Annotated in this window: 21 protein-coding genes; 5 read left to right on the top strand and 16 right to left on the bottom strand. The window is 64.5% G+C overall.

Translation table 11 applies throughout. The annotated features are described in order from the left end of the window. The first annotated feature begins 107 nt into the window (after positions 1–107). On the top strand, positions 108–740 hold the full coding sequence (locus tag DB459_RS06335) for a response regulator transcription factor (RefSeq protein WP_253712061.1): 633 nt from the start codon (positions 108–110) through the stop codon (positions 738–740). A 21-nt stretch (positions 741–761) separates the two neighbouring features. Here the strand turns inward: DB459_RS06335 and DB459_RS06340 are convergent, their stop codons facing one another. The 16 genes from DB459_RS06340 to DB459_RS06415 form a co-directional block, all read right to left on the bottom strand. Continuing rightward, positions 762–1,268 (bottom strand): hypothetical protein, encoded by a 507-nt coding sequence (locus tag DB459_RS06340; protein ID WP_253712062.1) that lies wholly within the window; start codon positions 1,266–1,268, stop codon positions 762–764. A gap of 9 nt (positions 1,269–1,277) precedes the next feature. Next, positions 1,278–1,802, bottom strand: coding sequence for an SRPBCC family protein (locus tag DB459_RS06345; protein WP_253712063.1), 525 nt, complete (start codon positions 1,800–1,802; stop codon positions 1,278–1,280). Further along, on the bottom strand, positions 1,799–2,797 hold the full coding sequence (locus DB459_RS06350) for a vWA domain-containing protein (protein WP_253712064.1): 999 nt from the start codon (positions 2,795–2,797) through the stop codon (positions 1,799–1,801). Before DB459_RS06350 ends, DB459_RS06345 begins: the two co-directional genes overlap by 4 nt. After that, complete coding sequence (locus DB459_RS06355) at positions 2,797–3,390, bottom strand: MxaK protein (protein WP_253712065.1); 594 nt, start codon at positions 3,388–3,390, stop codon at positions 2,797–2,799. Before DB459_RS06355 ends, DB459_RS06350 begins: the two co-directional genes overlap by 1 nt. Continuing rightward, positions 3,387–4,388 (bottom strand): vWA domain-containing protein, encoded by a 1,002-nt coding sequence (locus DB459_RS06360; RefSeq protein WP_253712066.1) that lies wholly within the window; start codon positions 4,386–4,388, stop codon positions 3,387–3,389. Before DB459_RS06360 ends, DB459_RS06355 begins: the two co-directional genes overlap by 4 nt. Continuing rightward, a complete protein-coding gene (locus DB459_RS06365) occupies positions 4,385–5,293 on the bottom strand; it encodes a nonribosomal peptide synthetase MxaA (RefSeq protein ID WP_253712067.1) in 909 nt (302 codons plus the stop codon). Before DB459_RS06365 ends, DB459_RS06360 begins: the two co-directional genes overlap by 4 nt. 8 nt (positions 5,294–5,301) lie before the next feature. Then, complete coding sequence (locus tag DB459_RS06370) at positions 5,302–6,147, bottom strand: DUF58 domain-containing protein (RefSeq protein WP_253712068.1); 846 nt, start codon at positions 6,145–6,147, stop codon at positions 5,302–5,304. Continuing rightward, positions 6,144–7,175, bottom strand: a complete 1,032-nt coding sequence (locus DB459_RS06375; RefSeq protein WP_253712069.1) for a MoxR family ATPase — start codon at positions 7,173–7,175, stop codon at positions 6,144–6,146. The genes DB459_RS06370 and DB459_RS06375 overlap by 4 nt, the downstream gene beginning before the upstream one ends. A gap of 454 nt (positions 7,176–7,629) precedes the next feature. After that, entirely contained in the window at positions 7,630–7,890 is a 261-nt protein-coding gene (locus DB459_RS06380; protein WP_253713439.1) for a methanol dehydrogenase [cytochrome c] subunit, read from the bottom strand. 109 nt (positions 7,891–7,999) lie between these two features. Then, positions 8,000–8,581, bottom strand: a complete 582-nt coding sequence (gene moxG / locus DB459_RS06385; RefSeq protein WP_253712070.1) for a cytochrome c(L), periplasmic — start codon at positions 8,579–8,581, stop codon at positions 8,000–8,002. A 15-nt stretch (positions 8,582–8,596) separates the two neighbouring features. Further along, positions 8,597–9,517, bottom strand: coding sequence for a methanol oxidation system protein MoxJ (gene moxJ / locus DB459_RS06390; protein ID WP_253712071.1), 921 nt, complete (start codon positions 9,515–9,517; stop codon positions 8,597–8,599). A 138-nt stretch (positions 9,518–9,655) separates the two neighbouring features. Then, positions 9,656–11,524 (bottom strand): methanol/ethanol family PQQ-dependent dehydrogenase, encoded by a 1,869-nt coding sequence (locus DB459_RS06395; protein ID WP_253712072.1) that lies wholly within the window; start codon positions 11,522–11,524, stop codon positions 9,656–9,658. Between the two features lie 721 nt (positions 11,525–12,245). Beyond that, positions 12,246–12,563 carry a DUF1476 domain-containing protein gene (locus DB459_RS06400; protein ID WP_253712073.1) on the bottom strand — a complete coding sequence of 106 codons (318 nt, stop codon included), beginning with the start codon at positions 12,561–12,563 and terminating at the stop codon, positions 12,246–12,248. 33 nt (positions 12,564–12,596) lie between these two features. Further along, entirely contained in the window at positions 12,597–13,016 is a 420-nt protein-coding gene (locus DB459_RS06405; RefSeq protein WP_253712074.1) for a F0F1 ATP synthase subunit epsilon, read from the bottom strand. A 286-nt stretch (positions 13,017–13,302) separates the two neighbouring features. Further along, entirely contained in the window at positions 13,303–14,436 is a 1,134-nt protein-coding gene (locus DB459_RS06410) for a hypothetical protein (RefSeq protein WP_371926881.1), read from the bottom strand. Positions 14,437–14,700: 264 nt separating this feature from the next. Then, complete coding sequence (locus DB459_RS06415; RefSeq protein ID WP_253712075.1) at positions 14,701–15,018, bottom strand: chorismate mutase; 318 nt, start codon at positions 15,016–15,018, stop codon at positions 14,701–14,703. A gap of 999 nt (positions 15,019–16,017) precedes the next feature. Between DB459_RS06415 and DB459_RS06420 the strand changes: the two genes are divergently transcribed. From DB459_RS06420 to gsiC, 4 genes are all read left to right on the top strand, one after another. After that, entirely contained in the window at positions 16,018–16,983 is a 966-nt protein-coding gene (locus DB459_RS06420; RefSeq protein WP_253712076.1) for a MurR/RpiR family transcriptional regulator, read from the top strand. Then, complete coding sequence (locus DB459_RS06425; RefSeq protein WP_253713441.1) at positions 16,980–18,899, top strand: dipeptide ABC transporter ATP-binding protein; 1,920 nt, start codon at positions 16,980–16,982, stop codon at positions 18,897–18,899. Before DB459_RS06420 ends, DB459_RS06425 begins: the two co-directional genes overlap by 4 nt. Before the next feature lie 25 nt (positions 18,900–18,924). Next, the gene (gene gsiB / locus DB459_RS06430; RefSeq protein ID WP_253712077.1) at positions 18,925–20,460 is read left to right on the top strand and encodes a glutathione ABC transporter substrate-binding protein GsiB; all 1,536 of its coding nucleotides are present in this window, start codon (positions 18,925–18,927) and stop codon (positions 20,458–20,460) included. An 81-nt stretch (positions 20,461–20,541) separates the two neighbouring features. Further along, positions 20,542–21,462: a glutathione ABC transporter permease GsiC gene (gene gsiC / locus DB459_RS06435; protein WP_253712078.1), complete on the top strand. Its 921-nt coding sequence runs from the start codon at positions 20,542–20,544 to the stop codon at positions 21,460–21,462. The last annotated feature ends 1 nt before the right edge of the window (position 21,463 follow it).

The following is a 21,463-nucleotide window of genomic DNA, read 5'->3' on the forward strand; positions in this document are numbered from 1 at the left end:
TGCGGCGCTGCGTTCCTGTTCCCGAGCGCGGCGACGGGCGCGGGACGATTGACAAGCGTTGCGGTTGTCTCATCATAAGCTCAAACGTCGATTCAAGCGAAAGCATCATGCGCGTTCTGATCATTGACGACCACCCGATGGTGATCGAGGGATGTCGCGGAATGCTCTCGCTGCAACCTGACATCGAGGTTCTGGAGGCCCATAACGCCGACGAGGCGCTGGACCTGCACGCCTCCGGCCGGCCGGACGTCGTGGTCCTGGACATCAACCTGCCGGGCATCTCGGGCTTCGAACTCCTGCGGCAGCTGCTCAAGCGCAACGCCAACGCCAGGATCATCATCTTCACGATGAATGACGATCCGGTCTTCGCGGCAAAGGCGATCGAACAGGGCGCCCGCGCCTACATCACGAAGGGCGAAGATCCGAAGGTCTTCATCAAGGCGATCCGGGCGGTCGCGGCCGGGGAGCGCTATCTGTCCAACGGCCTGGCGCTGAAGCTGGCGTTTGCCGACCCGAACCTCGGCAAGAGCCCGCTGGACGTGCTCAGCGGCCGCGAGATGGAGATCCTTCGCAATCTCGCTGAGGGCAGGGACATGACCGAGATCGCGCATATCCTGAAGGTCTCCTACAAGACCGTCGCCAACAACTGCCTGCTGCTCAAACGCAAGCTCGGCGCCAGGTCGAAAGCCGATCTGCTGCGCATCGCTGTCGAAAGCAAGGTCGCCATGAAGCTGATCTGAGTGCCGCGCCGAGGGGCGAATTCATCTGAATTCCCGCTGGGACCGGTAGCGCGCGGACAGCGTCCCGAGCACGACGTCACGCTCGACGCCGCTGTGACGCAGGTTGAAATAGTGCTGGCAGATTTCGCCGTAAGCCTGCTTGGTGCCCGCTGCCGCCGCGACATTGGAGAGCGCTCCGAGCAACGCGACATAGCCCTCCGGGCGGCCGTCATCGGCGAGCATCCGGCCGAGCTGCGCCGTCCGATTGGCAAGCATGCGCTCGGATTCGAGAAAGTGGTTGCGCGCCGCCCGCAGCGCCCGGCGCATCTCCTCGACCGCGGGATCCGTCTCCGCCAGCGGCCGGCCACGTTCGCGACCGGCGAGCCAGACGGCGGGATCGATGCGATCCGTGGCACGAAGCCAGGCCCCTGCCGCCGCGTCGACCTGGGGCGCGATGGCCTCGCCCGGGTCGTCGCTGTGCTCCTCTTCGCCGCAACCGGCGAGAAGAAGGCAGCTCGCAAACAGCAGGATCCGAAGTGCGGCGGCCATGGCCGGCGGCTACTTGTCTTCGATCTTTTTCTTCAATCCCTCGAGGCCGGCGCGCAGAAACTTCGACATCGCATTGCGCGCCGCGTCGTCATCGAGCTCCTCCGGCGGCTCATTGCCGGTATCGCCGCGATAAAGACGGGCGCTCCACTTGACGTTGCTGGCGCCGCCCGCCGCAGGCTCGATCGCGAAGGTGATGGAGTAGGAACTGACCGGGAGCGCTTCGAGATCGGGATCGGACATGCGATAGGAGTATTTGAAGGACGCGGCGTCGTATTCGTCGAGCCCCTCCTTCAGGACACCGCCCTTCTTGAGGGTGATCTCGCGCTCGGCGCCCGCGGCGTCCCCGCCCGTCGCCTTCACCGCCTTGACGTCGGGATGCCAGCTGGCAAGCCCGTCGAACTTTCCGGCGACCGCCCATACGACGCCGGGAGCGGCCGCGATCGTCATCGTCTCGTCCACCTTGATCGGCGTGGGGCCGTGCGCCAATGCCGGCGCGGCAAGCAGAATGGCAATGATCGCCCAGAACCTTGTCATGAGGATCTCCCTGTTTGGACGTTGAGACGAACGGTGGCGCGACGGCGACGGCCGCGCGCCGACAGCGGCGTGGCGACGGCGGCGGCAAAGAGGCAGATGCCTGCGGCGACGCCGAGCATCGGGCGCAGATCGAGCGTTGCCTGGCGCGGCCGCGCGGTGGCGACGCCGGCATAGGATTTCAGGAGACGCGCCCCGTCTTCGAGATGGGCATAGGCAAGCCCGGTGGTGTCCGCGAGCGCGCGCAGATACTCCTCCTTTACGGACGACAGATGCTCAGTGCCGACCGCAGCGGCGGCGCCGAACGGCGCATTGCGGGCATCATAGCCCTCCCGCCGCTCCGACCCTCTGGGCGGCCGGCCAAAGCGACTTTCGTGCGGGACCTCGTCGGCGCCGACGAAGCCGATTTCGCGGCCCTTGTCGTCGAACTTCGGAATCGGCGCCAATGCATAGCCCCCGACGCCGACGACGACCCCGCGCACGGCGCCCGGCCGCTCCTCGAATACGGGGCCTCCCGACGCCGGCAGCGGCGGCGCCTCCTGACCGTCCGAGAAGAACAGCAGATCGGCGTTCAATTCAGCCGCCATGTCGATGGCGCGGTAGAGCCCCGCCGAGATCCGGCTGTCGCCGTCCCACGCCATGCGCCAGTCCACGGCCTCGATCGAGGCCGCAAGCGGCCCGAAATCGGCGCAGGCGTCGACCGGCTCGAACAGCAGGAACGGGCGCCGCTCGGAGAAGACACCGAGGCCGACGCGCGACGAACACGGCAGAGCGGCGATCATGTCCCGCAGCGCCGCCTTGGCCGCGTCGAGACGGCTGATCGGCCGGCCGGACGCGGCGCCGTCCCGGACATTCATGCTGCCGGTAATGTCGATGATGGCGAGCAGATCGAAGCCGGCGCGCCGCACCGACATCCTCGGCATGACGAAAGTGGCGAGCAGCAGCAACGCCGCGAGCGCCAGCAGGATCAGCCGGGGATCACGAAAGTCCGGGCGCATCAGGGCAGGCCTTTCGGCTTGCCGGGGATGTCGGTCCACAGCTTCTTCGGCTCGGCGCCGAGTTCGTCGCCGTTGTTTCGCTCGAACTCCGGGAAGTCGCGGACGAGCCGGGCCGCGACGTCGATATTGTACTTGGCGTCCCAGAACTCCGGGAGAAGCTGCAGCGCGCCTCGATACTCCCGTTTGGCGAGATTGACGAAGGGACCGGCGGCTTCCAGCTCCGATCTTTCGATATGCTCGAAGGCCTGGCGCAGCAGGGCGTTGGCCAGGAGGTAGTGGCCACGCGCGCGGATTTCGCTTCTGCCGCGGCGGTCGAGCAACTCCATCAGGACGCGCGCCCGGTCGATCTCGCTCCGCCTGGCGAGATCGGCGATCTGCGCCAGCACGAGCTCGGGACGCGAATTGACGTCGACCTGAGCGTCTCTTCCGCCGCGCAACGCCGCGATCGTGGTGTTGACGTCCACCGCACCTCGCCAGGCGATCGACGCGCCGATCGCGCCTCCGGCGAGCGCCAGGGTCGCGACGATCAGAAGCGACGACCTCGTCTCCCGCCACAGCATCCGCAGACGGTCTCGCAGCCGCGCCAGGGTCATTGCGGCCGGCCTCCTCGCGCCAGATCCACCTCGAACAGCTTGGCGAGCAGGAGCAGCGCCACCGCAGCAAGCGCCAGCGCGAAACAGGCTGCGCCGAGATCCCTGCGCGGCTGCCTTTCGAGATAGCGCATCGGTCGCCGTTCAAGCCGGTCGATCTGTCTCAACGCCTCTTCCGTCGCCTCCGGGCCTTCCGCCTCGAAGGCGCGATAGGGAACGCCGAGCGACTTGAAGAAGAGATCGAGATGACGCTCCGGCGCAGCTTGCGGCGTCTCGTCGTCCGCGCCAAGCGGATCATGGATCCCCTTGCTTCCTTCGGTTCGCAGGTAGAGCCAGTAGAGATTGACGTTCGTCTTGCGAAACTCCGCGCGCAGATCATCCGCGATCTTCGGGTCGATCACGCCGGCGCCGTCGGAGATCAGCAGAATGGCGCGGGACCGGTCGATTTCGCCGGCCGTGAACATCGCGAGAGCCATGGCGAGGCCGCGCGCGATATTGGTGTAATCGAGGCCGGGACGGTCGATGGCGTCGATCGCCGCCTTCGTCGCCGACAGGTGGTCCGACACGGGCATCACCAGCATCGGCGATGTCGAGAAAGCGGCGATGCCGACGAGATCATGCCGACGCCCGTCGACGAAGCGAGCGAGAATGCGCTTCGACGCCGCCGCCTTCGACTCCTCGCCCCCGGTCGGACTCCTGCCGGCAAAGGTTTCGTTCATGCTGCCGCTGCGGTCGATCAACATGATGATCTGCGCACCCTCGGCGATCCGCTCGACCTCCCTTCCGGCCAGATATGGGCTCGCCGCCCCGAGCAGACTCGCCGCCACGGCGATGGCGCCGAGGATCTTCAAACCGGCCCCGATCGCGCGCGACAGCCGATCGTCGGGCGCCGCAAGGAGAGAGGATACCGGCGAGACGCGCAGCGTCGCCCACAGCAACGGCACCAGCGCCAACGGCGCCAGAAACAGGATCCAGCCGTGGTCGACATCGAGGGGGCTCACCCTGCCCTCTCCCGTTCGGCGAGAGCCGCGACGAACTCCACCAGCGCCAGCATGTCGAAGCCGTCGTGCACGTCGGTGGCGTCGCCGAAAAATCTTCGGCTCGAGGCCGCAAAGAAACGCTCCATGGCCGGCTGCAGCACAGCGAACTCCGGCCGCCTGTCGAGGAAGCCCGGCAGGTCCTCCGCAAGCAGACTGGCGCCGTTGACGGCGTCGATGGCGCGATGAACCTCCAGGATGGCCAGGCGGAGGGCTTCGTCGCCGGAGGCGCGCCGGGCGTTTGCGGCAAGCCGGCGCGCCAGCGCGGAGAAGATTCGCGCCGGGCGTCGCTGGAACGGCGGCCAGCCGCGGTCCCGTGCAACGGCGATCAGGGAGAGCGACGCCGCGGCGGCGAGCGCAACCGCGACGGTTCGCGGCCGGGTTTCGTCGACGAGGAGTGCAGGCACGTCAGGCCGCAGATAGTCGTCCGCTCGCTCCTTCCTCTCCGGAACGATCTCGCGCAAGGGCGACACCCCGACCTTCCAGGCGGGAACCTTGACGGTGTCGGCGCCCGCGGGCGTGGTGACCCCCACGGCAAACCCGGGGATCTCGATATTGCGGACGTCCAGCGCAACGTAGAAATTCTGGTAGGTGAGATCGAGATGCCAGATCTTGCCGCCGCCCGCGCTCGCCTCCCTGACGACGACATCCTTGAGATCGAGCGATCCGGTGAGCGGTCCGGGTCGGGGCAACGAGGCCGCCGACAGCGTGGCATCCGCCGCGGCCGAAATGTCGACGCGCACGCGAATGAGGTCACCGACGAAATAGCCGAACGGCCGCGCCGAATGAATGCTGACCGACGCCGCCGCTGCGGATGCGGGCAGCGCGGCGCTCAGCGACAGGGCAAGAGCAAGAGACGCATACCGCATTCCACCCCTCACACCGCCGACAGGCGCAAGCTCAGGTCGACGGGATCGAAGCCGTCCGTCAGAAAGATCGGGGCCCGGGCACGGCCGGCGGAGGATCGCAACAGCTCTCGCCGGCGGTCGCCTTCGCGTTCGGCCCAGCGCTGCCGCAGACCGGGCCTCATCAACAGCGTTCGACGGCGCCCGGTCTCGCTGTCCCGCAATTCGAGCAGCCCCCATTTCGGCGGCGAAATCTCGACCGAATCCGCAAGAACGAGGGGAACGACGTCATGATGCGCCAGCGCCTCGAAGACACGGTCGACAAGACGCCCCGGCCAGCGGAAATCGGAAACCACGAACACGAGCTTTCGTGCGACGCCGAGGAGAGCCGCCGCCGCGACGAAGCCTTCGGCGCCCGGATCGCCCGGCCGCTCACGGCCGATCGCCGCGACGGCGGCAAGGGCCGCAGTCTTCGAGCGCGTCGCCGGAAACGTCGTCTCACGGCGCAGCGCCTCGCCGCAACCGATCAGGCCGAAGCGATCGCCGATCCGCGTCGACGAATAGGCCAACGCGGCGCAGAGTTCGCCGGCGGCGGCAAATCTGTCGGCGGCGCCGCAGAAGCCCATCGATGCGGAGAGGTCGACGAGGACGTAGACGTCGATCGCGCTGCGCTGCTCGAAGCGTCGGACATAGGTTTCACCGAACGGATCGCGCAAGGTCGCCCGGATGTCGATCCGGCGGGCGTCGGGGTAGCGTCGGAACGGCGTCTGGTCGCGAAACACGCCCAGACCACCGACTTCGCTCGACGAATGCGCCCCGACATGGTTCGACCTGAACCTGCCGAAGGGCCGGTACAGAATGTCCGCCGGGCTCGTCATGGCACCGGCGTCGCATCGAACACGGCGTGGCACAGCCGCCTGACCGCCTCGTCGCCGCGCATCGCATGGATCGGATCGACGAAGATCCGGTGCGCCATGACCTCGATGAAGACGTCCCTGATGTCATCGGGAACGAGATGGTCCCGCCCCTCCAGCCAGGCGCGGACCCGCGCCGCGCGCACCAGCGACGCCAGTCCGCGCGGACTGGCACCGCCCTTGACGAGGTTCGTCACGTCGAGATCGGGCAGCGATACCCCGGCGGACGCCGGATCGACCAGCGCCCGCCAGAGACTGAGCACGTAGCGCTCGATCGCGTCGCTTGAGCGCACCGTCGCCTGGATGGCACGGGCGACATCCGCGACGTCGCGATAGTCGAAGGAGCCGGGCGCGACCCTGTCGAGCAGCCCGTCCACATCCTGGAACGCCGGATCGAACACCAGCTTCCGCCGTGCCTCGTCGTCGCCAGGGGCAGCCATGGTGATTTCCATGAAGAACCGGTCGCGGGCCGCCGCCGGCAATTCGAAGGTCTCTTCGCGCTCCACCACGTTGCGGTCGGCGAAGACCTGAAGATAGGGAAAATGATAGACCCGATTGAACGCCGTGGCGCTGCGCTCGGCCATCAGGCGCAGCAGCAGGGAGTGGACCTGCGGCCGGGCACGATTGATCTCGTTGAAGAAGAACACCGGCAGGCTGCCGGCGAGGCGCAGCACCTCCGAGGGTTCGACACGGGGCCGGCCGTCGTCGGCGAGATAGGTGTGATAGAGAATATCGCCGGGCATCATGTCGACCGTGCCCTCCACCCGGGCGAAGTCGCCGCCGAGCGCGCGCGAGACCGAGCGCAGCAGCGTCGTCTTTCCGACGCCGACATCGCCCTCGATCAGGACGTGGCCGCGAGCGAAGACGCAGACCGTCACGAGCCGGATCACCCGCCCCTGGCCGATGACCGCCCTGCCGATCTCGCTCTCGAAATGCAAGGCACGCTCGCGCCATTCGGCGAGATTACGCGTGCTGGTCGAGGTTTCGTTCAAGCGCAGGTCCACCTGGTGCCCGCTTTCCGAAGTTCGTACATCGGTGCCGCATCTCCTTCGACGAACTTCGGAAAGCAAAGGGCACCAGAAAATTTATGATTCGAGTGCGGCTTTGGATCTGGCGCTCGTACGACGAATACGCTGCAAATGCTGATACGAGCGTCAGATCCACCGCACTCGTGCCCGCTTTCCGAGTGCGGCTTTGGATCTGACGCTCATACGACGAATGCGCTGCAATGCTGATACGAGCGTCAGATCCACCGCACTCGTGCCCGCTTTCCGAAGTTCGTACATCGGTGCCGCATCTCCTTCGACGAACTTCGGAAAGCAAAGGGCACTCGGAAGAAAAAGGCGGCCACGATCTCGGGAAGGATCGGGTGCGCTGATGCTGAAACACACCGTTTCCAGATCGTGGCCGCTGAGGTCTATCGCTCGGCTGACGCGACGACGCCCGTCATTGGGCGGGAATCTTGGCGACGTCGTATTCCCACTTGCCGGACTTCTTGAAATACGCAACGCGCTTGCGGTTGCGCTCCTCCATGCCCTCGATCGTCGTCTGCTGCTTGGCGAGCTCCTTGGGATCATGCTTGGGATCGTATTTTGATCCCTGGATCTTTTCCGGGAAGCCCGGCTTCGGCTCCCAGCAGTTGCCGGCGGCCTTGCATTTCGTTCCGTCATAGGCGAATGCGGCCGTGCCCGCCGCTCCGCCGAACATCAATGCCGCGGTCAGGACCGTGGCGAAACGAATCACTCCCATCGCTTCCTCCTGTTGTTCGAGGCGGCCTCGCCTCTCGAGTCGCGCCGCGTTTGACGGCGGCGGAAACCTACTTGCCTTTCGGCCTGCACAGACCGGGCGGATCGTCCGGAAAGCTTTCATGTCCTGGATAGGGCTTGAACTTCTTCTGCTGCTCGGCGGTGAGCCAGGTCGCCTTCTCGGGCGCGTCCTTGTAGAGATGCCTGACCCACGACATCACCTTCAGCATCTCGTCGAGGGTGAGGTTCTGATATTGCGGGCCCATCGCCCCCTGGGCACCGCCGAAGATCGTCGAGAACAGGCCTTCGTCGGTTTCGTTCTGCGGATAGGTCCAGTAGCTGTCGTTGAGACCGGGACCGATCTTGCCTTCGCCGAGATGGCCGTGGCAGCCGGAACAGGCCGACAGGAAGGTCTGCTCGCCCTGCTTGAGGCAGCTCAAGTCCTCGATGTAGGGATTTCGACCCGTTTCCATGAATGTCTTGACGCCCGCCGTGTCGCGATCTTCGGGCAGCGCGTCATTGAAGTTCAGAACTTCCCCGGTGATCGTATTGCGAAAATCGATCGCCGAGACCTGCGCTGCCGCCGCTAGCGCCACGACGCTGCCGATGGCGCCCAGGATGGCCAGGCTGGCGGCTTTCTTGACCTTTGACACGATCGTTCCCGTCCCTCAGTTCTTCAGTCCGGCGCTCTTGGTCGCCGCCGGCAGCAGCGGGACGCCCTCGGCCTTGAGAAGGTCCTCGATCCTGGCTTTGGCCTTGACGAGTGCCGCGTCGATCTCGGCGAGGAGCGCCTTGTCGTCGCGGCGGACGGCGACCGACTGGTCGAAGCGCTGCGGCAGCTTCTCGCCGCGGCCATTCAACGCGTCGTCCTCGATCAGGGTCACGCGCAGCGGTGTCGACGACGCCTTGACATAGCGCGCGACGTCCGGCGCGAAGCCGACGGCGATATCGGCGCCGCCGCTGACGACCTCGCCGACCATGCGCACGGGATCGATCTGCGTGTATTGATTGCGCGGAGAACGGAAATTCACCAGGGAATAGAGATAATTCATGTTGTCGTCGTAGCGGCCGAGCTGCTTGAGCAGAGCCTCCCCGGGAGAGCCGAAAGAGACGACGATGTGGCCGAGCTTCTTCAGCCGCGGATCGGACCAGGATTTGATGTCGAGGTTGCGGTTCGCGCGGCTGATGAAGACGTAGCCCGTGCGATAATAGGGCTTCGACGTGGCGACACGCGGATCGCCGGTGTCGAGGCCGATGACGACGTCGCATACCTTCTTGTCGAGAAAGTCGCGCACGAGATAGATCGCCGGCCGTTCCGACCAGACGAACTCAGCCTTGCGCTTCATCGTCTCGGCCAGCACGACCGCGATCCTGTTTTCGAGACCCGAGCCGTCCTCCAGCGACAGCGGCGGCTGATTTTTCGCGGCGCAGACCCGGAGCTTGGTGGGGTCCGCCGGCGCGGCCGCCGCCGATGGGGCGGCCGGCTGATCGCCCGAGCTGCCGAATGAGGCCGCGGACGCGGCGCCGGACCACAGCAACGCCAGGGCTGCGAAACCTGCTGCAGTTGAGAAGCGCGATTGAGCCGACATGTGCGATGTCCCGTTGAAGTTTGTGGTGTTGCCTGACTGCCTCGTCGAGCATCCCTGACCTCGGATGCCGGCGAGGGATCGATCGTCCGGATGCGACGAACGCACCCGGACAATCGCCTGTCTTCGCCGCCGGCGGCGTCAGTTCGCCTTGTATTCGCCGACGTTGACGTCGTCGTAGGGCCCCTTGCCATCGAGCGAGAACACCATCAGGCCGCCACCCATCTGGGTGTAGTTGGCGAGCTGCTTGAAGGCGCCCACCGCACCGAGGCCGGCGGTCGGATCCTGGAGATCGAAGACGAGGCCGACGCCCGGCCAGCCGCCGACGCCGTACAGGATGGCGACGTACTCGGTCCCCTTGTGCTGGAACACGATCGGATGGCCGATGACGCCGGAGGGCAGCTTGAACTTCCAGAGAAGTTCGCCGGTGTCGCTGTGGCGAGCCTTGATGAAGCCGTCGAGCGTTCCGTAGAACACGACGTTGCCGGCAGTCGCCGCCGTTCCGCCCCACACGGCGAAACGCTCCATCTTCTCCCATTTGAAGTTGCCGGTAATGGCGTTGTAGGCCTTGATCTGGCCGAGGCCCTCGGCCAGCTGCCGGTTGCCCTTGGGCCCGGGATACATGTTCAGCGTCGCGCCGACGAAGAACTGTCCTGCGCGGTAGGGAAGCATGAAGGGCTCCCAGTCCATGCAGATGTGGTTGACGCCGAGGAAGAACAGCTCCTTGGTCGGGTCGTAGGAATCGAGCCCCTGGTTGTGGTAGCCCATCGCCGACGGACAGACGTCCTTGGCGAGATGATCCATGCGCGTGCCGTATTCAGGATCGCGGACCGGGACACCGCTCTTGAGATCGACCTTCTTGAACACGTTGACCGTGTCGTCGATCTTGTTGGCGGAGATCAGCGTGCCGTCGGTACGGTCGAGGGTGTAGACGATGCCGTTGCGGTCGGGATGCGTCAGCAGCTTGCGCGTCTTGCCGTCCTTGTCCTTCTGCTCGCTGAGCATCATGAAGTTGATGCCGGCATAATCCCATTCGTCGTGCGGCGTCTTCTGGTAGCCGAACTTCGCCTCGCCGGTGTCGAGGTCGCGGCCCCAGATCGTCATGGTCCATTTGTTGTCGCCCGGCCGCATGGTCTCGTTCCACGGCGCCGGATTGCCGCTGCCGTAATAGACGAGATTGGTGTCCGGATCGTAGGAGAACCAGCCCCAGTTGGTGCCGCCGCCGATCTTCCAGGCTTCGCCCTCCCAGGTCGAGGTGCCGAGGCCCTTCTGGCCGTAATGCGGATTGGCCTTGTTGAAGCTGTCGCCGATCAGAACATCGGAATCCGGCCCGGTCGCATAGGCGCGCCACTTCTGTTCGCCGGTGCGGACGTCATAAGCGGTCATGTAGCCGCGGACACCGAGTTCGGCGCCGGAGCTGCCGATCAGGACGATATCCTTGTAGACATGGGGCGCCACGGTGAGCGTCGATCCGACCTTGTAGTCCGAATTCTCGATCTTCCAGACCACCGCGCCGGTGTCGGCATTGAGCGCGGCGACGTGGCCGTCCAGCAGCGTCTTGAGGATGAGCGGCGGCGTCTTGCCATCACCCGGCCAGAAGGCAAGACCGCGATTGACGATGTCGCAGCAGGCCACCGCACGGGCCGCGGCGTTCTGCTTCGGCTTGTCCTGCCACAGGATGCGGGTCGGGTCGTCGAGGTCGAGGGCGAAAGTGTTGTTGGGGAAGGATGTATGAATATACATCTTGCCGTTGACGACGAGCGGCGAGCCCTCGTGACCGCTCAACAGGCCGGTCGAGAACGACCAGGCCACTTTCAGATTCTTGACGTTTCCGGCGTTGACCTGGGTCAGGGTGCTGTAGTGATTGGCGCTGTAGTTCTTGCCCTGCATCACCCAGTTGTTTTCGCTCTTCGCGAGCGATTCGAGCTTGTCCTCAGCGTGCGCCATCGTCATGAGCGGCGCCGCCACCAAGACGGACAGCAAGGATACGGAATTCAGATACTTCCTCATCGACGGGTCCTCCTGTGACGCCGTTCGAGCACCTTCGCTCGAGCTTTCACCCGAGCGCCTCGGCGGCCTCTTGAACGGGACGTCTCCTCACAAAGATAGCGGTCCACGATCGTGCCGAAGCCGTCGTGGTTTGTTGGCGATCGCTTCTCTCCGGTGGCGGGCGCTGCGGGTGAGACACGATCTAGCGGTATTTAAGTTTGGCGCCGACGACGTGTCTTCACGATTTATCGGTAATCTCGCGGGAGAAAACTTCGCGGCACGATTCCCGAAATTTCCCGAGGCGGGACACGACGCGCGGCGCCGCCGCCGGATCTGACCATCGCGATCGACTAGTGTGGCGTCTGGCAATTGCCCACCGCCTTCGCGGCAACCCTCTCCTAGGCAATTGCGAGACATCTAGCACTTTGATTTTGCTAGTGTCCCTATGTCTCCGAATGACCGTGCGAGCGTGAGGCAAACGAAGCGGTAATTCGGAGACCGGACACTAGACGCCGGCTGTTGCGGGAGGTTGCGCGAGCAGCGCCACTTCCTCAGCCGTCATCCTGCGTGGCAAGCGGGGGATCCGTTACGCCGAGCGTGTCGTTGTCGGGCGCGGGGCGCGATCTGCACCGGCGCGGCGGACGCTCTGCCCTTCGCCACCGCCACGCCGATCCGGATAGGGGGAGGGCTGCGACAACGGGAGCGAAAAGATGCGCCCTGACCGCGATGTCAAACCGCTCCGCTAATTGCCGGCCTCGATCTGCGCGACGGCGACAAGGAGGAACTCAGCCATCTTCTGTTCGACCTCCTCGCGCGACACGCCCTTCTGCGCGAGGTCTTGTCCCACCCTGTGAAGGGTATCGTCGCTGCCGAAGGTGTCGAGTTCCGATGTGACCAGATTCTTGGCATAGGCCGCCGCCGCCTCACCCGTCAGCCCGAGTCTGTCGGCGGCCCAGGCCCCCAGCATCCGATTGCGGCGAGCGATCGCCTTGAACTTCAGCTCCTCGTCGAAGGCGAACTTGGCTTCGAAGCCCTGTTCACGGCTGTCGAACGTCGTCATGGCGAAGGTCTCCGCTGGTTTGGCCGCCCGCCCTCAGAACGGCGCGACGAGTTGCGACGTCAGATTGTAGTGGATCGACCGGTAGTGATCGAGCCGCGCGATGGCGCCATCGAACGCCTCGCCCGCCGCCGTCTGCGGCAGGCTCGCTTCCAGTTCCTCGATCTGCGCCTTGAAGCCTGAGAGGTCGAAGTCGTCGACGGCCTTGGCCGAGTCGGCGAGGATCGTCAGCAACGTGGTCGACATCTCGGCAAGTCCGCCGAGGATGACGAAACGCGCATTCGTCTTGCCGCCGGCCATGACCGTCACGATGCCCGGTCGGAGCATGGCGACCGTCGGAGCGTGGCCGGCGAGAATGCCGAGATCGCCGGCCACGCCCGGCAGGTCGACCTGATCGACGTCGCCGGAATAGACCAGTTCTTCGGGGGATATCAGCTGGAGCGGAAACGTTGCCATCACACCTCCCAGCAAGCCGCCGCGCGCAGTATAGCGGATTATCGGGTGCGGTGAATGCCCCTGCTGCGGCCGGACCGGCCATCGAAGCCTGACGTCGCCTATTCCTCGCCCGGCGCCGGCCATGCCGCCGTGGATGGCGGGCAGGATCGGATTTCCGATGATCTTCGGCGAGAACGGCTAGTGCGGTTTTGGATCCGACGCTCGTATGAACAGTTCGCTGCAATACTGATACGAGCGTCGGATCCACCGCGCTAGTGTCCCGGTTCTAACGCCGGATCGCACAGGATCAGTTGCGCGCTGGCGCCGGCACCGCCGTGCGGTTGGCCGGCACGGTGACAGCCTGATAGGAGAACACGTCGCGGCTCCTCGGATCGACCGTCACCTTGACCCAGCGCACGTCGTTATTGCCGTTGCCCTGGTTGTCGCCGAAGGTTTCGACCCGCGTGAAATTCTCGAGGCGCTGGCCCTGCGCGTCGAGCAGCGGCTGGTCGATGCGGAAATAGTGCGAATCTCCGTGCACATAGGCGACCGGCCTGCGGAAGGCGGTGACCTCGTCGCGCAGCGCCGACAGGAACGCGGCGTAGCCGTCCGGCTGCTCGTCGATCTCCGCGAGCATCTTCGGATCGCGCAGCGGCGCCCGCGTCGCGTCGGTCTTGTCCCAGCCGGGATTGGCCTGGGTGATCAGCATCACGGCGACCGACCTGTGCTTTTTGGCGGCGGCGAACGTCTCCTGCAGCCAGCGGATGTTGGCGGCGTTGCGCGCGGTGAACTCCGCGGCATCCGGATTGGTGTCGCACAGGTTGTTGCAGGAGCCGGCGACGTTGAGCGTCGCATAGGTGACGCGGCCGACGGTCCAGCGGCGGTTTTCGACGCAGGCCACCATGGTGCCGTTGGCGCCGAGGCAGAGCGCCTCGTTCTGCACCTCCTGGCGGATGCGGTGCTGGCCGAGGGAGTCCGGCGTCGAGAAGAACACCTTGCGCTCATAGTCGAGGCGGTCGCGCGAATTGAAGCCGCCGTTGGCGGGGCGGTCGCAGTCAGTCCAGTCGTTGTCGCCCGGCGTAAACATCGCCGGCGCCTCGAGACTGTTGAAATAGGCCAGCGCCTGGGCATAAAGCCCGGCGTCGCAGAACGAGCCGGAGCCCTGCTTGAGATCGCCGTCATGCGCGGTGAATTTCAGGCGATGGGCATTCATGTCGGCAATCAGGTTGGGCACGCCGACGGTCGCCTGCAGCGTCGAATAGGGCAGATCGCCCCACAGACCGATGGCATAGGCCTCGTCATCGTCGTCATCATCATCGGCGCAGGCCGGTGCCAGGGCCACCATCGACAGCATCGGCACCGCCAGGACCAGCGCCAGCAGCCGGCGCGCCCGCGCCGCCGTGAATGGACGTCGAATCGTTGCGACGGAATCGTCGGACATCAAGCAAGCCCCCAAACGTGCGGTTGGAAATCGTCCGCAACAATGTTCGGGGTTGGTAACGGCGCTATGACGCGCGCTTGACAGTGATCGTTGAAAAATCGGTTGTCAATCCAAGAGCCGTGTGGCGTGTCGCTCTCGAACGATATGAGAGGCTCAATAACGAGAGCACTCGGATCTGTCGCGCGCAATCCTGAAAAATGGAGGCTCTCCGGGACGATGCAGGTTAGCCGCGCCTCACCAACGACTGCGCATTCGACCGCGTCGTCATTGACCAGCGCGATTGTGGCTATCGGCGGCAACCTCGTTATGATGCCGGATCACCTCCTCGATGATGAACTTGAGAAACTTCTCTGCAAACACAGCATCCAAGTTTGCTGCACCAGCCAGCCGCCTCAACCGCGAAATTTGAACCGCTTCCCTGCTGGGATCGGCGGCCGGTAATCCCGAAGCCGCTTTGAGCTCGCCAATCAACCGGGTGCACTTGAAGCGCTCCGCCAACATGTAAACCAATGCAGCATCGATGTTGTCGATGCTCTGACGCAGACTAACGAGAGCCTCCGGCGCTTCTGGTTCATCGCTCATTATCAAGTTCCTACGATGCGAGTTCTGGTTTCGGGATCTAAGCTCGGCCGGCACAAAGCCGTCAACGGAACGAGAGCTTTGATAGTCAACATGACGGCGACAAGGGCATTGCGATCGGCAACGCCATCGACATCGTCGCCTCGAATGTTGTGATGATGCCTGTCATGATCTACATCTTGGCTTCGGCAAGGGTGGGATCACCGCCCGATCATGGCGCTGCTGCAGCTTGTCACCGAGGTCCTTGAGACAAGCAATCTTTTCCTTGCGGCGTCGAGCATTCCTAGTGTCCCGTCTCCGAATTACCGCTTCGTTTGCCTCACCCTCGCACGGTCATTCGGAGACATCGGGACACTGGCAAAATCAAAAAGCTAGTGTGGCTTATGTCTCGCAATTGCCTACAGGGGCTTGCCGCAAAGGGCATAGGCAATTGCGAGACGCCACACTAGTGTCCTGTTTCCAACGTTCGTATCCCATTGCAGCAGGCGCTCATACGAACGTTGGAAACAAGGGGACACTAGCATCATTATGATTCTAGTGTGGTTTTGGATCTGACGCTCGTTCGAAGAACTCGCTGCAATACTGAAACGAGCGTCAGATCCACCACACTAGCGGGCTCTGCTCGATCCTTGGTGACTACGCTTCGGCGCGCATCGCAAAGCATGACGAAGTGCTGAATGGGGCACTCGCGTCCATTCTCTGCGTGGCTTTTGGAGTCTATGCGGGGTCAACGGCACCGGCCGCTCATGGCTGGATGTCCGCTACTTGCCGCCTGGCCCTGCCCTTGCCGGACTCGGCGGCCACCTGCGATCCAGACAAACCGCGCAACTCTGATGATTAAACGAGACGCTGGGGCGGAATGGCGCGCCACTCAGAACAAAGCCACTGCCCAAAGAGCGATCGGGATGGTGGCCCGGCCGACGAAATTTTAGGCTTGTATGACTGAAAAATATCATAGCAACTATATCAGTGATATTATTCACTCAATTGACGGGGGGATGTTTGCCGACCGACAAGAGTTCGATCGTGCAGCGTATCGCCCGCGCCGAGCTGTCGCCGTCGCATCGGCAGATTGCTGACTATGTGCTCGATCGCCCATTGCGCGTGGCCACCATGCGGGTGGAGGATCTCGCCGAAATCGTCGGCGTTTCAGTGCCCACCGTTAACCGTTTCGCCCGCGCGCTCGACTTCGAGGGCTACGCGCAATTCCGCGCGGCGCTCGTGCACGACTTCGAGGCAGCGCTCGCCCCAGTCGAGAAGCTTCGCGCCGCTCCGGACGATACCGGCAACGCCGCCAATGTGTTCGCCGATGCTCTCGCCCAGATTGCGCAGAACACGGAGCGGACCATGCGTATGCTTAGCGAGGAGGAATGCAGGCGCGCTGTCGAGGCGATCCTCACGGCGCGCAGGATCTGTATCATCGGTTTAGGCGCGAGCGCCTGGCTCGGCGGCCTGCTCCAGCATCGGCTCGATTCAATCTGCGACGACATACACTCGCTCGCGAGCGTCGAGGGCGCGGCCTACGCGGCGAAGGCGCTGCGCCGCCTCGGCCCCGGCGACCTCGCGATCGCGATCGCGTTCCCTCGCTACCTCGCCGACACGATTCTACTTGCCAAACGGGCACGCGAGACCGGTGCAGCGATTCTCGTGCTGACCGACAGCCCGCATTCGCCGATTGCGCCGCTTGCCGACATTGCGCTCTACGCTGCGACGGAGAGCCGCTTCTTCGCCAATTGCGAGGCAGCCGTGCTCGCTCTGATAGAAGCGCTGGCGGCAGCGGTCGCCCATGCCTCCGGACGCTCGATCGAGGCCGCCGAACGGCTCGTCGAGGCCGTGCTGCCGTGGCTCCACGACGGCCATTCCACGGCGCTGCGCCCGAGCCTTGCGAAGGCCGTTCCGAAAACCGGCGCCCCGCGCGCGAATGCTGCGACCGACGCTCCGGCGGAATCATCAAAGGACCATCCATGACTACCGCTATCGCGACCGCTCCTGATGCCCCGGCGCAACGGTCTTCCTCCCTGCCAGATGGATGCGTGCTCGCCGTCACAGGCCTCACTATCCGCTTCACGACCTCCGAACGGACGGTCACCGCCGTTGAGGACGTCTCATTTTCGGTGGAGCGCGGCGAGACGCTGGCGATCGTCGGCGAGTCCGGCTCGGGCAAGTCGGTGACCTCGCTTGGGCTGATGCGTCTCGTCGAGCATGGCGGCGGAAAGATCGATGCCGGGCGCATGCTTTTCCGCCGCCGTTCAGGTGCGGTCATCGACCTCGCGACCGCGAGCGGCAAAACCATGCGCGACATCCGCGGCGCGGACATCGCGATGATCTTCCAGGAGCCGATGACCTCGCTCAATCCGGTGTTTAGCGTCGGCGAGCAGATCGCGGAGTCGATCAGGCTGCATCAGGGTCTGTCACGGACGGCGGCACTCGCGGAGGCGCTGCGCATGCTCGACCTCGTGCGCATCCCCGAGGCGCGCAACGTCCTCGATCGTTTCCCGCATCAGCTTTCCGGCGGAATGCGCCAGCGGGTGGTGATAGCGATGGCGCTGTCATGCCGGCCCTCGCTGCTGATCGCCGACGAGCCGACCACCGCGCTCGACGTGACCGTCCAGGCGCAGATCCTCGAACTTATCCGCCAGCTCCAGGCGGAGATGAAGATGGGCGTCTTGTTCATCACGCACGATATGGGCGTCGTCGCCGAGATCGCAGAGCGCGCGCTGGTCATGCGCCGCGGCAGCACGATCGAGGAGGGGGCCACCGAGGCGATTTTTGCGGCGGCACGCCATCCCTATACGCGCGCGCTGCTCTCGGCCGTGCCGCGTCTCGGTGCCATGACCGGAACGGACGCGCCGCGCGCCTTCGAATTTCTGCGTACCGACGACAGCGGCGGCACGGCCGCCGGTGCGGCGCATCCGCCGGTCGCAGTCGGCGCCGCGCCGATCCTCAAAGTCCGCAATCTCGTCACGCGGTTCGCCCTGGCGAGTGGGCTGCTCGGCAGAGTGAGCCGGCGTGTCCACGCCGTCGAGAAGGTCAGTTTTGATCTCTATCCGGGCGAAACCCTGTCGCTTGTCGGCGAATCCGGATGCGGCAAGTCGACGACCGGCCGTTCGTTACTCCGACTGGTAGACAGCGAGAGCGGCATCGTCGAGTTCGGCGGCCGAAATGTGCTCGAGATGCCGGCGAACGGGTTCCGGGAGCTGCGCAGAAACATCCAGTTTGTGTTTCAAGATCCTTTCGCCTCGCTCGATCCGCGCAAGACCGTCGGGTACTCGATCATGGAGCCGCTCATCGTCCACGGCTTGGCGAGCGGTGCGGCGGCGCGCGCGCGGGTGCGTCGGCTGCTCGAACGCGTCGGATTGTCGGCCGGCCACGCCGATCACTATCCACACGAATTCTCCGGCGGCCAGCGCCAGCGCATCGCGATCGCCCGCGCACTCGTGCTTGAGCCAAAAGTGGTCATCGCTGACGAGTCCGTTTCCGCGCTTGATGTCTCGATCCAGGCGCAGATCGTGAACCTGCTGATGGAGCTCCAGCGCGAGCTGGGCGTCGCGTATCTCTTCATCTCCCACGACATGGCGGTCGTCGAACGGATCAGCCATCGCGTTGCTGTCATGTATCTCGGCCAGATCGTCGAGATCGGGCCGCGCCGCGCCATCTTCGAGAACCCTCAGCATCCCTATACGCGCAAGCTGATGGCAGCCGTGCCGGTCGCTGATCCGACGCGGCGTCACGGCCGTCGCGAGCTCGCCGCCGAGGATCTGCCGAGCCCGATCCGGGACGTCGGTGACGATCCGCCGGTCGAGCCGCTCCACGAAGTCGGTCCCGGCCATTTCGTCGCCCGCCACCCGATCGGCGCATTCGACTGCGGATCTTCCTCGTTCTGACCTTCAAAACCGGAGTCTTCCACCAATGAAATGCCCCAGCCTTAAGATCGCCTGCGGCCTCGCCGGGCTCCTTTCGTTCGGTCATACGGCGCTCGCTGCCGGCGGCGTTGTCCTGGCCATCGGCGGCCAGCCGGAGACACTCGATCCGTACAATACCAACACGACCCTGACGACGGCTGTGACCAAGTCGTTCTACCAGGGCCTGTTCGAATTCGACAAAGATCTGAAGGTCCGTCCGGTACTCGTGGAGAGTTACACGGTCTCCGACGACGGCCTCGTCTACACATTCAGGCTCCGCCAGGGCGTCAAGTTTCACGACGGCACCGACTTCAACGCGGCGGCGGTCAAGACGAACTTTGACCGCGTGATGAACCCGGACAACAAGCTCGCCCGGTTCAACCAGTTCAATCGCATAGCGAAAACCGAGGCGACCGCGCCATACACGGTGACGATCACGTTGAAGGAGCCGTTCGGCCCCTTCATCAACTCGCTTGCGCACCCCTCGGCCGCAATGATTTCTCCGGCCGCGCTCGCCAAGTGGGGCAAGGACATCGCCTTCCATCCGGTCGGCACCGGCCCGTTCGTGTTCGAGGACTGGAAGCAGACCGACTACGTCAAGGGCAGGAAGTTCGACGATTACTGGCGAAAGGGCTTCCCCAAGGTCGATTCCATCACCTGGAAGCCAGTACTCGAGAACAATACCCGCGCTGCGATGCTGCAGACCGGCGAAGCCGATTTCGCCTATCCGTTGCCCTACGAGCAGGCGGCCGCGCTCCAGAGCAACGACAAGCTGAAGACCACGATCAGCCCGTCGATCATCCTGCGGTACGTCAGCTTCAACATGCTTCAAAAGCCGTTCAACGACGTGCGCGTGCGCCAGGCGATCAACTACGCGATCAACAAGGAGGCACTCGCCAAGGTCGCCTTCGGAGGTTTCGCGGCGCCGGCCGACAGCTACGTGCCAGAGGGCGTGCTCTACGCTCACAAGATGGCGCCGTGGCCCTACAATCCGGCGAAGGCGAAAGCGCTACTCGCCGAGGCCGGCTACCCAAACGGCTTCGAATCGGCGCTCTGGAGCGCCTACACGACCACAACCGCGCAGAAGACGATCCAGTTCCTGCAGCAGCAGCTCGCCCAGGTCGGCGTCAAGGTCCAGATTCAGGCACTTGAACCCGGCCAGCGTACCGAATGGGTACAGACCGCACCGGATCCACAGGCCGCGAAGGTCCGCATGTACTATGCTGGCTGGTCGTCCTCGACCGGCGAAGCCGACTGGGCGCTGCGCCCGCTGCTTGCGACCGAGGCTTGGCCGCCGAAGCTCAACAACACCGCTTATTACAGCAATCCCGAGGTCGACGCCTTGATCTCCAAGGCGCTGAGGTCTGTCAAGGACGACGAAAGGGCGGCGATCTACAAGGAAGCCCAGGAGAAGATCTATCAGGACGCGCCCTGGGCGCTCCTCGTGATCGAGAAGAACGTCTACGCCACCGCCAAGCGTCTTTCCGGCATCTACGTCATGCCGGACTCGAACATCGATTCCGGTGATATCGCCGTCGAATGATCGCCCGATCGGAGGGTGTCGACATCGTCGCCACCCCTCAATCGTCCATCTCCTGTTTCGCCTAACATCGGTTGTGGGGTCATGCTCGGCTACTTCGTGAAACGGCTCTTGGGGCTCGCGCCGACGCTCGCGATCGTAGCGGTGCTGGTGTTCCTGTTCGTGCATATGCTGCCGGGCGATCCGGCGAGGCTTGCCGCCGGCCAGGACGCCGACGAACAGACGGTCGCGCTGGTGCGCAGCGAGCTCGGGCTTGACAAGCCGCTGCCGCAGCAGTTCGCGACTTATTTCGGCCAGATGCTGCACGGCGATTTAGGCCGCTCGATCCGGACCCACAGGCCGGTCTCGACCGAGATCAGCGAGCGATTCATACCGACGCTGCTGCTCACTCTCGCCAGCATGGTCTGGGCGGTCGCCTCCGGTCTCGCGATCGGCATCGTGTCGGCGGTCTCTCGCAACGGCTGGCCGGATCGGCTCGGCATGACGCTCGCGGTTTCCGGCATCTCGTTCCCGCCGTTCGCGCTAGGCATGCTCCTGATGCAGATATTCGCCGTCGAACTCGGCTGGCTGCCAACGGTCGGCGCCGACAGCTGGCGCCACTATGTGCTGCCGTCGCTGACGCTCGGCGCCGCAGTTGCTGCGATCATGGCCCGCTTTACCCGCGCCTCCTTCGTCGACGTGATCGGCGAGGACTTTGTGCGCACCGCCCGCGCCAAGGGACTTAACGAGCGTGTCGTAATCCTCAAGCATTGTCTGCGCAACGCGTTGATCCCGGTCGTGACCATGATGGGCCTGCAATTCGGCTTCCTGCTCGGCGGCTCGATTGTGGTCGAGGCGGTGTTCAACTGGCCGGGTGTCGGTCGACTGCTCATCGATGCGGTCGCGCAGCGCGATTACCCGGTGATCCAGGGGCTCGTGCTCCTGTTTTCGACCGAATTCATCCTGATCAATCTCGCCGTCGATCTGCTCTATGGCGTGATCAACCCGACAGTCCGCTACGAGTGAG

This window comes from Bradyrhizobium sp. WD16, from assembly GCF_024181725.1.
In the GTDB taxonomy this organism is placed as follows: domain Bacteria; phylum Pseudomonadota; class Alphaproteobacteria; order Rhizobiales; family Xanthobacteraceae; genus Bradyrhizobium_A.

Bases quoted from the DNA above. Each gene is read 5' to 3' on its own strand.
- moxJ (WP_253712071.1), bottom strand. From the start codon at position 9,517: ATGTCGGCTCAATCGCGCTTCTCAACTGCAGCAGGTTTCGCAGCCCTG.
- DB459_RS06380 (WP_253713439.1), bottom strand. From the start codon at position 7,890: ATGTTCGGCGGAGCGGCGGGCACGGCCGCATTCGCCTATGACGGAACG.
- DB459_RS06400 (WP_253712073.1), bottom strand. From the start codon at position 12,563: ATGACGACGTTCGACAGCCGTGAACAGGGCTTCGAAGCCAAGTTCGCC.
- DB459_RS06340 (WP_253712062.1), bottom strand. From the start codon at position 1,268: ATGGCCGCCGCACTTCGGATCCTGCTGTTTGCGAGCTGCCTTCTTCTC.
- DB459_RS06345 (WP_253712063.1), bottom strand. From the start codon at position 1,802: ATGACAAGGTTCTGGGCGATCATTGCCATTCTGCTTGCCGCGCCGGCA.
- DB459_RS06355 (WP_253712065.1), bottom strand. From the start codon at position 3,390: ATGACCCTGGCGCGGCTGCGAGACCGTCTGCGGATGCTGTGGCGGGAG.
- DB459_RS06335 (WP_253712061.1), top strand. From the start codon at position 108: ATGCGCGTTCTGATCATTGACGACCACCCGATGGTGATCGAGGGATGT.
- DB459_RS06405 (WP_253712074.1), bottom strand. From the start codon at position 13,016: ATGGCAACGTTTCCGCTCCAGCTGATATCCCCCGAAGAACTGGTCTAT.
- DB459_RS06350 (WP_253712064.1), bottom strand. From the start codon at position 2,797: ATGCGCCCGGACTTTCGTGATCCCCGGCTGATCCTGCTGGCGCTCGCG.
- gsiC (WP_253712078.1), top strand. From the start codon at position 20,542: ATGCTCGGCTACTTCGTGAAACGGCTCTTGGGGCTCGCGCCGACGCTC.
- DB459_RS06365 (WP_253712067.1), bottom strand. From the start codon at position 5,293: ATGCGGTATGCGTCTCTTGCTCTTGCCCTGTCGCTGAGCGCCGCGCTG.
- DB459_RS06425 (WP_253713441.1), top strand. From the start codon at position 16,980: ATGACTACCGCTATCGCGACCGCTCCTGATGCCCCGGCGCAACGGTCT.
- DB459_RS06370 (WP_253712068.1), bottom strand. From the start codon at position 6,147: ATGACGAGCCCGGCGGACATTCTGTACCGGCCCTTCGGCAGGTTCAGG.
- DB459_RS06415 (WP_253712075.1), bottom strand. From the start codon at position 15,018: ATGAGCGATGAACCAGAAGCGCCGGAGGCTCTCGTTAGTCTGCGTCAG.
- gsiB (WP_253712077.1), top strand. From the start codon at position 18,925: ATGAAATGCCCCAGCCTTAAGATCGCCTGCGGCCTCGCCGGGCTCCTT.
- DB459_RS06410 (WP_371926881.1), bottom strand. From the start codon at position 14,436: ATGTCCGACGATTCCGTCGCAACGATTCGACGTCCATTCACGGCGGCG.
- DB459_RS06395 (WP_253712072.1), bottom strand. From the start codon at position 11,524: ATGAGGAAGTATCTGAATTCCGTATCCTTGCTGTCCGTCTTGGTGGCG.